Annotated in this window: 18 protein-coding genes; 15 read left to right on the top strand and 3 right to left on the bottom strand. The window is 40.4% G+C overall.

The window, feature by feature from the left end:
- The 5 genes from GWJ01_RS09750 to GWJ01_RS09770 form a co-directional block, all read left to right on the top strand.
- A partial coding sequence (locus tag GWJ01_RS09750; RefSeq protein ID WP_161711027.1) for a hypothetical protein occupies positions 1-393 on the top strand: 393 nt, incomplete at its 5' end.
- Positions 394-465: 72 nt separating this feature from the next.
- Entirely contained in the window at positions 466-849 is a 384-nt protein-coding gene (locus tag GWJ01_RS09755) for a RusA family crossover junction endodeoxyribonuclease (protein ID WP_036904907.1), read from the top strand.
- Positions 850-866: 17 nt separating this feature from the next.
- Positions 867-1,574: a phage antirepressor KilAC domain-containing protein gene (locus GWJ01_RS09760; RefSeq protein ID WP_161711028.1), complete on the top strand. Its 708-nt coding sequence runs from the start codon at positions 867-869 to the stop codon at positions 1,572-1,574.
- Positions 1,574-2,599: a DUF968 domain-containing protein gene (locus GWJ01_RS09765; protein ID WP_161711029.1), complete on the top strand. Its 1,026-nt coding sequence runs from the start codon at positions 1,574-1,576 to the stop codon at positions 2,597-2,599. The genes GWJ01_RS09760 and GWJ01_RS09765 overlap by 1 nt, the downstream gene beginning before the upstream one ends.
- Positions 2,600-2,627: 28 nt before the next feature.
- Positions 2,628-3,023 carry an antiterminator Q family protein gene (locus GWJ01_RS09770; RefSeq protein ID WP_161711030.1) on the top strand — a complete coding sequence of 132 codons (396 nt, stop codon included), beginning with the start codon at positions 2,628-2,630 and terminating at the stop codon, positions 3,021-3,023.
- Positions 3,024-3,121: 98 nt separating this feature from the next.
- Here GWJ01_RS09770 and GWJ01_RS09775 read toward each other — a convergent pair whose 3' ends face one another.
- Entirely contained in the window at positions 3,122-4,000 is an 879-nt protein-coding gene (locus GWJ01_RS09775) for a hypothetical protein (RefSeq protein WP_161711031.1), read from the bottom strand.
- A 7-nt stretch (positions 4,001-4,007) separates the two neighbouring features.
- Positions 4,008-4,523 (bottom strand): hypothetical protein, encoded by a 516-nt coding sequence (locus tag GWJ01_RS09780; protein WP_161711032.1) that lies wholly within the window; start codon positions 4,521-4,523, stop codon positions 4,008-4,010.
- Between the two features lie 234 nt (positions 4,524-4,757).
- On the opposite strand from GWJ01_RS09780, the gene GWJ01_RS09785 reads away from it, so the two are divergent.
- From GWJ01_RS09785 to GWJ01_RS09795, 3 genes are all read left to right on the top strand, one after another.
- Positions 4,758-5,027 carry a hypothetical protein gene (locus GWJ01_RS09785; protein WP_161711033.1) on the top strand — a complete coding sequence of 90 codons (270 nt, stop codon included), beginning with the start codon at positions 4,758-4,760 and terminating at the stop codon, positions 5,025-5,027.
- Entirely contained in the window at positions 5,027-5,497 is a 471-nt protein-coding gene (locus GWJ01_RS09790; protein ID WP_161711034.1) for a lysozyme, read from the top strand. Before GWJ01_RS09785 ends, GWJ01_RS09790 begins: the two co-directional genes overlap by 1 nt.
- 142 nt (positions 5,498-5,639) lie before the next feature.
- Positions 5,640-6,104 carry a lysis protein gene (locus GWJ01_RS09795; RefSeq protein ID WP_161711035.1) on the top strand — a complete coding sequence of 155 codons (465 nt, stop codon included), beginning with the start codon at positions 5,640-5,642 and terminating at the stop codon, positions 6,102-6,104.
- A gap of 8 nt (positions 6,105-6,112) precedes the next feature.
- Here GWJ01_RS09795 and GWJ01_RS09800 read toward each other — a convergent pair whose 3' ends face one another.
- On the bottom strand, positions 6,113-6,607 hold the full coding sequence (locus GWJ01_RS09800; protein WP_036901031.1) for a hypothetical protein: 495 nt from the start codon (positions 6,605-6,607) through the stop codon (positions 6,113-6,115).
- 86 nt (positions 6,608-6,693) lie between these two features.
- Between GWJ01_RS09800 and GWJ01_RS09805 the strand changes: the two genes are divergently transcribed.
- The 7 genes from GWJ01_RS09805 to GWJ01_RS09830 all read left to right on the top strand — a co-directional run bounded on the left by GWJ01_RS09805 (position 6,694) and on the right by GWJ01_RS09830 (position 12,687).
- Entirely contained in the window at positions 6,694-7,041 is a 348-nt protein-coding gene (locus GWJ01_RS09805) for an HNH endonuclease (RefSeq protein WP_161711036.1), read from the top strand.
- 213 nt (positions 7,042-7,254) lie between these two features.
- The gene (locus tag GWJ01_RS09810; RefSeq protein ID WP_074924471.1) at positions 7,255-7,725 is read left to right on the top strand and encodes a phage terminase small subunit P27 family; all 471 of its coding nucleotides are present in this window, start codon (positions 7,255-7,257) and stop codon (positions 7,723-7,725) included.
- A gap of 2 nt (positions 7,726-7,727) precedes the next feature.
- Entirely contained in the window at positions 7,728-9,467 is a 1,740-nt protein-coding gene (locus GWJ01_RS09815) for a terminase large subunit (RefSeq protein WP_161711037.1), read from the top strand.
- On the top strand, positions 9,464-9,625 hold the full coding sequence (locus GWJ01_RS18705; protein WP_006533924.1) for a hypothetical protein: 162 nt from the start codon (positions 9,464-9,466) through the stop codon (positions 9,623-9,625). The genes GWJ01_RS09815 and GWJ01_RS18705 overlap by 4 nt, the downstream gene beginning before the upstream one ends.
- A complete protein-coding gene (locus GWJ01_RS09820; protein ID WP_161711038.1) occupies positions 9,615-10,844 on the top strand; it encodes a phage portal protein in 1,230 nt (409 codons plus the stop codon). The genes GWJ01_RS18705 and GWJ01_RS09820 overlap by 11 nt, the downstream gene beginning before the upstream one ends.
- Positions 10,834-11,439 (top strand): HK97 family phage prohead protease, encoded by a 606-nt coding sequence (locus GWJ01_RS09825; RefSeq protein WP_006533922.1) that lies wholly within the window; start codon positions 10,834-10,836, stop codon positions 11,437-11,439. Before GWJ01_RS09820 ends, GWJ01_RS09825 begins: the two co-directional genes overlap by 11 nt.
- 15 nt (positions 11,440-11,454) lie before the next feature.
- Entirely contained in the window at positions 11,455-12,687 is a 1,233-nt protein-coding gene (locus GWJ01_RS09830) for a phage major capsid protein (protein WP_202611182.1), read from the top strand.
- The last annotated feature ends 49 nt before the right edge of the window (positions 12,688-12,736 follow it).

Genomic DNA, 12,736 nt, shown 5'->3' on the forward strand with positions numbered 1-12,736 from the left:
ATGAAAATCACAGAGCAAATCTTAGCGTTGTACAAAGTCGGTGAAGTAGTAGATCGCGACATTGTTATTCGTTATTTAGACACTAATTTAGCTGGCGCATCAAGAGCACTGGCACACCTTTGGACTTTAGGTGCATTAGTCAGAATTAGCGAAGAACGTCCATTACGCTACAGAGTAACTAAAGAGGCAGAAAGAGTTTATTCAGCAATAACAGAATCACGTAAATCAGGTGAGTCAGTCTACATTGAAAAGTTGAATATTCAGAAGGCTAAAAAATGCTCGTTGCCAACTATCAAATGGGTAAAACACGCCACTTCTAATTTTGCACTCATGGGGAAATTACCAACCGAGCCCTACGATTCATTAGTAAGTTCAGTAAGAGGTAATCACTAATGCTAACTAAATACATTTTGTTCGTTGGTTTTTGGTTTGTAGTGACATTGCTAATTGGCTTATGGGGGACTTATGCCTGAACTCATGCTCACATTGCCATTTCCACCTAGTGTTAACTCGTATTGGAGAAACATTAAGGGTAGAACGCTGATCAGTGAAAAAGGGCGTAAGTTTCGAATTAACACCATTGCTTCTGTATATGAGCAGTTAAAACGAAAACCCAAAGCTATTAAAGAAAATGTCTCTGTCCTGGTTCGTTTATACCCACCAACAAAACAGCGCAGGGACATTGATAACTTTTTAAAGGCCCCATTTGATGCATTAACACATGCGGGTATTTGGGAAGATGATCAGCAGGTAAAGCATATGGATGTGATGTTAATGGAAGTCGTAAAGGGTGGAAAGTTAGAAATCACTATCCGCTCATTTAATAACGTGATGTACGGACACGAGTAAGCGTGGAGAGAAATAGCATGATGCAAAGAACAATGGAAGTTTCAGCATTACCTGCAATGAATCGCGAATTAACTATGTCGAGTAGAGATATTGCCAGTTTAACGGGCAGTAATCACTCAGATGTTAAACGTTCTGCAGATAGGCTTTTTATTGCTCAAATTTTAACCCAGCCATTGGCTGAGTTCCCTTTTGAGCATAATGGCAATCAATATACTGAATACCGTTTTAATAAAAGGGACTCACTAGTGCTGGTGGCTCGATTGTCACCTCAATTTACAGCGAAAATTGTCGATCGGTGGCAGGAACTGGAGTCAAAAATGCAACCAATCATTCCTCAAACATTACCAGAGGCATTGCGATTAGCTGCAGACTTGGCAGAAGAAAAACAAAAGCTAGAAAGTGAGTTGGCGATTGCCATGCCTAAGGCTCAGTTTGTTGATAATTATGTTTTATCCACTGGTTCTATGACATTTCGACAAGTGTGTAAATTACTGCAGGTGAAAGAAACGGATTTTCGCTGTTTTCTAATAGATAAGAAAATCATGTATCGCCTGAATAATACTTTTACGCCTTATCAAACCCATGTAGACCTTGGTCGCTTTGAGATAAAGACAGGCACTAACCAAACCAATAACCATGCATTTGCACAATCACGGTTTACCGCTAAAGGCGTTAAGTGGATCGCAGGGTTATGGGCTGAATATAAAGTAGGGGATATCATCTAATGAAATTACTGTTAACACCCTACATTCAGCCAGAACTTGGTGTTGTGTTACTTAAACCGGGTGCTGAATTACTCGAGCAATTTAAAAAGCACCATCGTGTGATTATCAGTGATGTGCCTAAAAGTTTAGATGTGTTGCCCTCTGGTGCATTAACGGGTGATGAACAGCCTATTTTAAACAATAAGCACATCGTCCAATTTCTTAATAGCAAAAAAGTGATCCATACCATTGATAAAGTATCACCGATGGATACGTGGGTTATCCGTAATATCAAGTGCTGCCAGATTGATAATGATGAAGATAATTACCATCATCACGAATTAGTAACGACATTTCATGAAGCGGGCGTGATCCGCACTTGTTGGCATCATGATAACCATATTAGAAATTCATTTGCTGGGTGGGTTGCTGAATTAGCTCATAAAAATCGTATCAATTGGATGTTGGATACTATTCGTTTTCGCTTGAGATTAGATGATGACCACCAGCTAACGATACCTGATTTTTTCTCATTTGCGGTTATGCATAACTTGGTTGATGAATTACCCGAAGCGATATTGCGCCAGATTTTAAATTGGTCAGATAAACAAGAAGAACGCAGAGTTCACGGTGGTTTTCCAGAAGCTGACATTATCCCAAGCAACGTAACAGCATTATCTGCAATGAATGAGCGGTTAGATGCCATAAAGCCGGTTATTAAAGTTGCGGTTGATCCTGAGCCACCAGCGTCATTTCTTCTTAAACCTAAAATGCAACGTTGGGAAAATACCAACTGGTTGCAATGGGTGAAGACTCAACCATGTTGTGTGTGCGGGCAACAGGCTGATGATCCGCACCATATTATTGGTCATGGCATGGGTGGAATGAGCACTAAGACTCATGACTTATTCACTATTCCATTGTGTCGCATTCATCATGACGAGTTACATCGTGACCCAAAACAGTGGGAAGCCTCTCACGGCAATCAACTCGATTTGTTATTTCATTTTTTAAACCGTTCATTAGGCATCGGTGCATTTATTTAACGTGTGTACGGCACGAGGAGTATTAGGCATGAGAGATATGCAGGAAGTTTTATCGCGTTGGGGAGCATGGTCAGCGAATGAGGGTAATAGTGTGGATTACTCATCAATAGCTGCAGGGTTTAAGGGATTGCTCCCGAGCACAAACAAAAGTCGTGTTTCTTGCTGTGATGATGATGGAATAATTATTGATTCAGCTGTTGGGCAATTAATAAAAGTAGGAAGGAAAGACGAATACGATTTGATAGAAAAACACTATATAAAGAATATTTCAAAATCAGCAATCGCAAGGGATATGAAGTGTTCAGAGGGTAAAATTAGACAAAAACTCATGATAGCAGAAACCTTTATTGATGCTTGTTTAATTATGACTGGTGTAGTTTTAGAAATGGATGAATGGACAAATAAAACAACAATTGACAGTTAAATGCTTTTCGTTACGAATTTTGGGTGCTAATGTGATAAGAGTGAATACGTTGTCACCTAACTTATAGAATGAAACCTCGCGCATAGCGAGGTTTTTATTTATTTGTTAACAGGTCTTTTTGAGTTAGATCTATAAATGGTTTTACTTATCTCAGAAGTAAAATAGTCTTCATCAAGGAATGTTAATAGGTTTTTTATTTCTTTTTTGGTGGTCGGCATAGCTATCACTTCAACCCCAGATGCATCAGTTGTTGTTTTGAGGTCAAATTTAACTTTTTTTGCAGCAGATTTTAATTTTTTTAAATCAATGTCTAATACGCCTGAATTATTAATTAAGGTAATTTTAGTTCTAACGACAGTATCCGCCACTGAAAGTAAATCAAATCCAACTTCTGTTTTAAATTTACAATGTTGACTAAAAGATTTCACATCGTCGTCAGTTGCTTCACTAAAATATTTTTCCATATCAAAAATGGATCTTAATCGTTGAAAGCTTTTAAATTTAATCGTCTTTCCTTCTATTACTGCGACAAGCTTATCATCTAGATTAAATCCAACTCCATCCATCATGGAAAAGGTTTTTTTACTCAGCCACAGAGAGCGATCTATGTTGAGTATTTGACCTTTGTTAAATGACTGAATGGCTATTTTATCTGGACTGTTTGGGAATGCAGTACAAACAAATAAACATTTTATTCCTGACATAGGAATTTTTTTATGGTCAAGTTTGGGTATTGCAGTGTTTCTATTAATAGCATCGATTAGAGGTAATGCTTCATCGAAATCATCTAGAAAAAAACACTCATTATATCTAGGGGAATACCCAGCATAAAACTCGATTTGTTGGTCGTAATGGCTTTTGAAATATTCAAATTGTTGTTGAAATATTTCAGTAACTTTTTTATCTGTAGCTTTATCTGTGACTATTCTAACAATAGGGATAGCAACATCCTTATCCATGAGAGCAAATAATGGCATATTAGTATCATCCAACATGTAAGTAAGTGTAATCAGTTAGTTGTACAACTGTGAATTTTTTATTCTTTATATCTAAAATAACGTCTTTAGAGATTAGAACAAAACCGACCCCAGTATCATCTTCTGCTTCATAAAACTTATATCCCATCGCTGATAATAATGGATTGAAATTATAGTTTTCAGAAAATGAAATATAGAATAATAAAGAAGCGTAAAAAAATAGAGCATACTTCCAATCAGTAGAGATAGAATCCGTGCCTAAGAGAGGGAACAAGTAGCTTATGAAGTAGTTTGTTACCTCTTTATTAGCTGGTGATATTGAATCAATGTTTTTAGTTAGTTCACATAATCGTTGCTTAGCAATATGTATAAAAAATACACAAGAAAAAAAGCTTAAAACACAAACAGTCACGGACGAATAGACAAGCCACATAGAGTCTTTGATAAATCCAATGAAAGCAAGGGTTATACACACTGGTGCAATTGAACTTGCTGTTAGTAATAATCTGGCTAGTTTATTCATAAACTGTTTCCTTTCCCTAATATACTGTTTATTTATACAGTATAGTATAGAAAAACACATCAAACCATAACTAAGCGCCGCCTGAATGTGGGGTGCTATTATAGGTACTACAAAGAATAGCCTAGTTAATGATTTAGGTTAAGAGATTCTTCTTATTACGCACTAATCACTTCACACAATAACTGTGTGCCTGTATTCCTTTAACTAAACTCGGACACTCCGTAGGGGGTGTATATGCGCATGGAAAAATTGACCAATGCTACCTACGGAACGGCTGGCTTAACCGCCTTTTTTGCAAGTCTCTCACTTTATGAATGGGGATTTGTAATAGGGATGGGATTCAGCATGCTCCTTGGATTAGCAACTTACTTTATGACACAGCGAGAACAACGGAAACGAACAGCGTTATTTGCTGAATTAGTTCATCGCAATTGTTCTAGCGATCAGCAAGACATAGAAAAGATAGTTGGCGAGATGCTAACTAAAGCTAAAAAGGACATTTAATGAATCTAAAACAAAAGGTAGCTGCAGTTGCGAGTGCTGGTGCGGTAAGTATTGCGATAACAGTGATTGGTTACTTTGAAGGTGTTCGTTATGAACCTTATCGTGATGTTGCTGGAATTCTGACGGTTTGTTATGGCCACACTGGAAACGACATCATTCAAGATAAGACATACACACAGCAAGAATGTGATGAATTACTGCAGAAAGACTTTATCAGAACTCAACAGCAAGTTGATGTCCTGGTTAAAGTGCCAGTCGATGATAAAACAAAAGCTTCTCTATATTCCTTCGCTTTTAATGTGGGTACCACAGCTTTTGCACGTTCTACGTTGCTAAAGAAATTAAACGCAGGTGATCAGTATGGCGCTTGTGAAGAAATGAAACGCTGGGTTTATGCTGGTGGAAAAGTATGGAGAGGGTTAGTCAGTCGTAGAGATGCGGAGTCAGCACTATGTCATGGAAACCTTTAATTATCATTATCAGCTTTATCCTCATATTACTCATCACGGTTGCTGGTGGCATTTATCTCTCGATTGATAATTCATGTATTAACGATAAAGCAAGCTTAGACAAGCGCTGTCAGATAGCTCTCTCACATCATCGGTACTAATTATGAAGCATTGGAAACTTTACATTGTCATTGTGATAGTGGGTATTATTGCTGGTGGTGGCGTACTGATTAATGCACAAGCGAAAAGAATTAACACACTGACAGAAAACAACAAAGAACTTATGTCCACACTCGAAGAGCAAAAAGCTATCAATACTGATTATCAAGTACGCATAGAGCGACTAAATCAACTTGATACAAGGCACACACAGGAGCTTGTTAATGCAAAGAATGAAATTAGTCGCTTGCGTGATATTAGTGAGCGTAATCCTGAACGGGTGTACATCAAAGCCGAGTGTCCAAAAATCCCCACCACTTCCACCACCAGCATGGATGATGCAACCACCGCCAGACCTACTGACACCGCTATCCGAAATTATTGGTTACTCAGAGAGCGAATTGCACAGTCAGAGCAAATAATTAAAGGACTACAGAATTACATCGATACTCAATGCAATATTTATTAATCAGTTAACTACTTATTTAGCTTAATTTCATCAGCTAATTGTATTGCTTTATTAGCTAGGTTAAGTAATTCTTTCAGTGTGTCATAGCTGTGACCATTGGCGCTACAAAAGGATTCTGGCTTAAAATCTTGCACTATGGCTTGTAGTATTTGGTGAAAAATAACTAAATTTTTAGCAGTAGTTGGCTTTAATAAACCTACGTATGCAATATTCGCATCATAAAAGCGAGCATAGTTATCAGGAATCAGGATGTTGAATGATATCGATTGATCTTTGGGAAGTGTTTGTAGTGTACTTTCTAGATCTGTGATATATCCCCTTATATTAATTATCTCAACTAATGATTCGACTTCAGCAATAAATCCTGCTGTATATATTTCAACATTTCTCCTATGTCTTCTTCTTTCCATGTATAAGCCACTACAGGCAGTAATTCCTGCACCAATAAGAGAACCAATTAGAGCTGTAACTGCGGGGAAAATAGTAGGGTTGAAAATATTCATAATAAAAAATCCTTATATTTTGATAGTTACTAATAATAACCTGAACTCATGTTAATAATAGATATAGATTTTTTTAAGGAGATCGGATGCCACCTCGCATACCTCGCGCATGTCGTAAACAGGGATGCGCTAAGACAACAACAGAACGTAACGGTTACTGTGAAGACCATCAGAACCTAGGGTGGGAAACCCACCAGCAAGGTAAGAGCCGCCATCAACGTGGTTATGGTACCAAGTGGGATAAGTTACGAGCTCGTATACTCAAGCGTGATAAGTATCTGTGCCAAGAATGCTTAAAAGCAGGGCGAGCAACCGAAGCAAAAACAGTTGACCATATAATTGCTAAGGCGCATGGGGGTACCGATGCGGAAGAGAACCTTCAGTCGTTATGTATTCCATGCCATAGAACTAAGACCGCAAAAGAAAGAATCTAATATTAAATATAACCTATTGATATATATTAATTAAATAAACCTGTAAAAATATTTATCTTCATCTTGAAATTATAACGTATAGGGAGGAGGGGCGGGTCAAATCCCTACCACTCTCGCCACCTAGGACCGCCCCCTTACCTCTTTTCACATCACCGCAGGTTAGAAAACTTTTTTTGGGGAACCCCAAGCAATTATTGATAGGAGATTTCTATTATGGCTGGACCGCCTAAAACCCCGTCACATCTGCAATTGGTGAGGGGGAACCCATCAAAACGACCGATTAATAAAAAAGAGCCAAAACCGCCAAAAGGGGTACCCCCAACTCCGAAGCATTTCACTAAGCAAGGTAAGTATTGGTTTAAGCGTATTGCTGAAGAACTTGATGCAATGGGTGTCATGAGTCAGATGGATGCTAAGGCATTGGAGTTACTCGTCGAAGCTTACACTGAATATCGACATCATTGTGATGTTCTCGATAAAGAAGGCTATACCTACAAAAACAATACAGAAAGTGGATTGATGATAAAGGCGCATCCATCTGCTGCAATGAAGGCAGACGCATGGAAACGTATTCGCGCCATGTTAAGTGAATTTGGTATGACTCCCGCTTCTCGAACAAAAGTCACCATGAAGACTCCAGCAGAAGAGGATCCATTTACAGCATTTTTAAAAGCGAGAGATTAAAGATGGCAAAGGTTATTGATGGCATTCGTTATGCTGAGAAAGTAGTGACAGGGAAAATTGTTGCAGGTGAATTGGTTAGGCTTGCTTGTCAGCGGTTTCTCGATGATTTAAAGGAAGGTGAGAAACGAGGAATAACGTTTAGTGAACCTCGTGCTCAGCATATTTTGAATTTCTATAAGTTTGTTCCTCACGTCAAAGGTGCATTGGCGGGCAAACCCATAGACCTGATGGATTGGCATATTTTTATTCTCATCAATATCTTTGGGTTTGTTCGTCCATTAACTGATGAAAGTACGGGTGAAGTAGTCCTTCGTAACGATGGTAGCGGACGTCCTGTTATGGTTCGTCGATATCGAACAGCTTATAACGAGGTGGCGCGAAAAAATGCAAAATCCACATTGTCATCGGGTATTGGGCTGTATATGACCGGTGCTGATGGTGAAGGTGGTGCCGAAGTTTACTCAGCAGCTACAACGCGTGATCAGGCTCGTATTGTATTTGAAGATGCGAAGAACATGCTGAAAAAGTCCAAAGCGACATTGGGGCGTTTATTTGAATTTAATAAACTCGCTATTTATCAAGAAGAAACTGCCTCTAAGTTTGAACCGCTTTCCAGTGATGCTAATAATCTTGATGGTTTAAACATTCACTGCGGTATTGTTGATGAATTGCATGCACACAAAACTCGTGATGTGTGGGACGTATTAGAAACCGCTACCGGTGCGCGTCTGCAGTCTCTTCTTTTTGGTATCACGACCGCAGGTTTTAATAAAGAGGGGATTTGTTACGAGTTACGGGATTACGCGATTAAGGTTCTTCGTGGTCAAGTGGATGATGATTCTTTCTTTGGCATTATCTATACGCTAGATAAAGACGATGACCCCTTTGATGAAACCGTGTGGCAAAAGGCAAATCCGGGGCTCGGTATTTGTAAACGTTGGGATGATTTACGTCGTTTAGCCAAGAAAGCCAAAGAGCAGGTCTCTGCACGGATTAACTTCTTCACAAAACACATGAATATTTGGGTAACAGCCGAATCTTCATGGATGGACATGATGAAGTGGGATGATGCACCTGAACTCGCACCTCAACATGAATTAAAAACCTATCCATTATGGGTGGGCGTTGACCTTGCTAATAAGATTGATATTTGTGCCGCGGTAAAAGTGTGGCAACAGCCTACCAATGGGCATGTTCATGCTGATTTTAAATTCTGGTTACCTGAGGAGAGATTAGAACGCTGTTCTCGCCAAATGGCTGAACTTTACCGAAAATGGGCAGATATGGGGTGTCTTGAATTAACTGATGGTGAAGTTGTCGATCACGCTCAAATTAAAGAAGAAATCATAGCGTGGGTGGATGGTGAAAATTTAAAAGAACTGGGTTTTGACCCGTGGAGTGCGACACAATTTAGTTTATCACTGGCTGAAGAAGGGTTACCCCTTGTTGAGGTTGCTCAAACGGTGCGTAACTTTTCCGAATCCATGAAAGAGATTGAAGCACTGGTTTATGCAGGTAAGTTTCATCATAGCCAACACCCTGTTATGAACTGGATGATGTCGAACGTCACAGTTAAACCGGACAAAAACGACAATATTTTCCCTAATAAATCTACACCCGAGGCAAAAATTGACGGCCCTGTTGCACTATTTACAGGCATGAGTCGATTATTGGTGAATGGTGGCAGTGGTGGTGACTTCCTTTCCTCTTTAGATCCTAACGAAGACCTTTTATTCCTATGAAAAACTTATTACTTGATATCACTGCACTGGCTGGTGTTGGTGCGGTTATGGCGGGGTGTTATCTAAAATATGGTGTTGCTAACACGCTGATTATCGGTGGTTGCATTGCAATAACCTATGCCTTGGCGGTAGCTATGAGGGGGAAACGTGTTAATTGATGCTCTATTTCGCAACGACTCACCCAGTTTAGAGAACCCTAACACACCGATTACGGCTGACTCTATTGATAATGACGGATTATTTACGGCTGATGTGTATGTTAGCCCTGAAACATCCATGAAATTAGCAGCAGTCTATGCCTGTATTTATGTGCTTTCATCGTCTATTGCCCAGATGCCACTTCATGTAATGCGAAAGTCAGGTAATAGGGTAGAAACTGCGCGTGATCATCCTTTGTTTTATTTAGTTCATGATGAGCCTAACGAGTGGCAAACAAGCTATAAATGGCGCGAAACAAAAGAGCGTCATGTGCTGGGGTGGGGGAATGGTTATACGCACGTTATCCGTAATCGAAAAGGCGAGGTGACAAATTTAGAAGCTTGTATGCCGTGGGAAACGACACTGCTTAATACTGGTGGTCGATACACTTACGGCGTTTATAACGAATTGGGGAATTTTGCCATTAGTCCTGATGACATGATCCATATTCGAGCGTTGGGGAACAATCAGCGTATGGGGTTAAGTCCCATTGCTCAGCATGCGGAAACCATCGGTATGGGGATGAGTGGACAGAAGTATACCAGCTCCTTCTTTGGAGGGAATGCACGTCCTGCGGGGATTGTGTCAGTAAAAGGGGATATACAGCCAGCGGGCTGGGAGCGACTGAAGGATATGTGGCAAAAAGCTTCCCGAATGCTACGAAGCCAAGAAAATAAAACCATGCTTTTACCTGCGGATCTGGATTACAAGGCGCTAACAGTTTCGCCTGTTGATGCTCAATTGATTGATATGCTGAAACTTAATCGCTCAATGATTGCAGGGATCTTCAATGTGCCAGCTCACATGATTAATGACCTCGAAAAAGCTACTTTCTCAAACATCTCAGAACAATCCATCCAGTTTGTACGACATACCATCATGCCGTGGGTAGTGAACTGGGAGCAGGAGTTAAATCGACGCTTATTCACTCGACAAGAGAGAACAGCCGGATTTTATGTGCGATTTAATTTAGCGGGATTACTACGTGGAACACCAAAAGAACGTGCTGATTTCTACCACTTTGCGATTACGGATGGTTGGATGAGCCGTAATGAGGCGCGTGCCTTTGAGGATATGAATCCTGTTGATGGTCTTGATGAAATGCTAGTGAGCGTCAATGCGACTCAGTTCGCAGGGGGAAAAACAGAAGAACCGAAAGGGGATAACGATGAGCAGTGAAAAAGAAACACGATGTTATGTCGGTGAGGTTCGGGCGGAAGCAGGAGAAGAAAATAAACCGACACATATCGTGGGTTTAGGCTCTGTTTTCGATTCCCGATCTGAGCTGATTTATGGGTTCCGTGAAATCATTAAGCCGGGCGCATTTGATGATGTACTCAATGATGATGTGCGCGGGTTATTTAATCACGATCCAAATTATATTTTAGGGCGAACAACCGCAGGAACCTTGTCGCTTAGCGTCAATGAACGTGGGCTTGTTTACGATATTACGGCACCTGATACACAAACCATTCGTGATTTAGTGTTGGCACCGATGCAACGTGGCGATATCAATCAAAGTTCTTTTGCATTTCGAGTGGCGCGGGACGGTGAAGACTGGTACCAGGATGATGAGGGTGTTGTTATTCGTGAAATAACCCGATTTTCTCGACTCTATGATGTCAGTCCTGTCACCTATCCTGCGTATCAAGATGCAGACTCTGCAGTTCGTTCAATGAATGCATGGAAAGAAGCCAGAGACAGTGGCGATCTCCAAAAAGCAATTAATCAAAAATTGGCGCGTGAGCGTCTTATGACTTTACTCAATGCATAAGGTAATACTATGACTATGAAGCTTCATGAATTAAAACAAAAACGTAACACTATCGCGATTGATATGCGCGCCATTCACGAAAAAGTGGGTGATGATGTGATGACAGAAGAGCAACGCACCCAATGGAATAAAGCGCAAACTGAACTTGAAAATTTAGATGCACAAATTCAGCGTGAAGAGCAACTACGCTCATTAGATCAAGATTTTGTTGATGACAAAGAGAAAGAACAGCGTGGCCAACAACCGAATAACCCTGAAACAGAGCAAGCAGAGCGTCGCAATCAAGCGTTTGATCGCTTACTGCGCTGTGGTTTTGGTGAACTTACTGCTGAAGAGCGTCAAGCGGTAAAAGAGATCCGCGCTCAAGGCACCTCACCGGATGAAAAAGGGGGTTACACTGTTCCTACTCAGATGTTAAATAAGATTGTTGATCAAATGAAAGCCTATGGTGGTATTGCAAGTGTGGCTCAAATTTTATCGACTGCCACCGGTCAAGATATTACGTGGTCAACATCTGATGGCACTAATGAAGAAGGTGAATTACTGGGCGAAAACACCGCAGCAGGTGAACAAGATGTTGAGTTTGGCACCGCCATTTTAGGGGCTAAAAAACTCACATCAAAAATCATCCGTGTATCCAATGAGCTACTGCAAGATAGTAGTGTAGATATTCAAGCGTATCTGGCCTCACGTATTGCTCAGCGCATTGGTCGCGGTGAAGCAAAATACTTAATTAAAGGTACTGGTACAGGAACACCTCAACAGCCTTCAGGTTTGGAAACAGCGGTGACAAGCACGGTTGAGGCATCAGGTGCGTCATTAAACTGGAAAGATATTGCCGAATTAGAGCATGCGATTGATCCTGCTTACCGCAATAGCCCTAAATTCCGTCTTGCTTTTAATGATGACACACTGAAAAACCTAAAATTAATGGAAGATGCACAAAAACGCCCTTTATGGCTTCCGTCCATTTCAGGTGTTGCCCCTGCACAAATTTTAGGTATGCAGTATGTAGTTGATCAGGCGATCGACAAAATGGAAGCGGGTAAAAAATTCATCTTCTGTGGTGACTTTGACCGCTTCATTTTACGTCGTGTGACCTACATGACCCTGAAGCGTTTGGTTGAGCGTTATGCTGATTATGACCAAACTGCGTTCTTAGCCTTCCATCGTTTTGACTGTGTGCTTGAAGATACCTCTGCTATTAAGGCATTGGTGGGGAAGGGTACGAGTAGTACTAATAAATAAGCATTAGTAAGTAATAAACCAGTCACCGCTTAATTGCGGTTTTTTTGTG

The sequence above is a fragment of the Proteus sp. G2618 genome (assembly GCF_009915995.1).
In the GTDB taxonomy this organism is placed as follows: Bacteria; Pseudomonadota; Gammaproteobacteria; order Enterobacterales; family Enterobacteriaceae; genus Proteus; species Proteus terrae.

Coding starts and splice junctions, on each gene's coding strand:
- GWJ01_RS09755 (WP_036904907.1), top strand. CDS start 466: ATGCCTGAACTCATGCTCACATTGCCATTTCCACCTAGTGTTAACTCG.
- GWJ01_RS09805 (WP_161711036.1), top strand. CDS start 6,694: ATGCCACCTCGCATACCTCGCGCATGTCGTAAACAGGGATGCGCTAAG.
- GWJ01_RS09780 (WP_161711032.1), bottom strand. CDS start 4,523: ATGAATAAACTAGCCAGATTATTACTAACAGCAAGTTCAATTGCACCA.
- GWJ01_RS09765 (WP_161711029.1), top strand. CDS start 1,574: ATGAAATTACTGTTAACACCCTACATTCAGCCAGAACTTGGTGTTGTG.
- GWJ01_RS09775 (WP_161711031.1), bottom strand. CDS start 4,000: ATGCCATTATTTGCTCTCATGGATAAGGATGTTGCTATCCCTATTGTT.
- GWJ01_RS09790 (WP_161711034.1), top strand. CDS start 5,027: ATGAATCTAAAACAAAAGGTAGCTGCAGTTGCGAGTGCTGGTGCGGTA.
- GWJ01_RS09800 (WP_036901031.1), bottom strand. CDS start 6,607: ATGAATATTTTCAACCCTACTATTTTCCCCGCAGTTACAGCTCTAATT.
- GWJ01_RS09830 (WP_202611182.1), top strand. CDS start 11,455: ATGAAGCTTCATGAATTAAAACAAAAACGTAACACTATCGCGATTGAT.
- GWJ01_RS09825 (WP_006533922.1), top strand. CDS start 10,834: ATGAGCAGTGAAAAAGAAACACGATGTTATGTCGGTGAGGTTCGGGCG.
- GWJ01_RS09815 (WP_161711037.1), top strand. CDS start 7,728: ATGGCAAAGGTTATTGATGGCATTCGTTATGCTGAGAAAGTAGTGACA.
- GWJ01_RS09785 (WP_161711033.1), top strand. CDS start 4,758: ATGCGCATGGAAAAATTGACCAATGCTACCTACGGAACGGCTGGCTTA.
- GWJ01_RS18705 (WP_006533924.1), top strand. CDS start 9,464: ATGAAAAACTTATTACTTGATATCACTGCACTGGCTGGTGTTGGTGCG.
- GWJ01_RS09795 (WP_161711035.1), top strand. CDS start 5,640: ATGAAGCATTGGAAACTTTACATTGTCATTGTGATAGTGGGTATTATT.
- GWJ01_RS09810 (WP_074924471.1), top strand. CDS start 7,255: ATGGCTGGACCGCCTAAAACCCCGTCACATCTGCAATTGGTGAGGGGG.
- GWJ01_RS09760 (WP_161711028.1), top strand. CDS start 867: ATGATGCAAAGAACAATGGAAGTTTCAGCATTACCTGCAATGAATCGC.
- GWJ01_RS09770 (WP_161711030.1), top strand. CDS start 2,628: ATGAGAGATATGCAGGAAGTTTTATCGCGTTGGGGAGCATGGTCAGCG.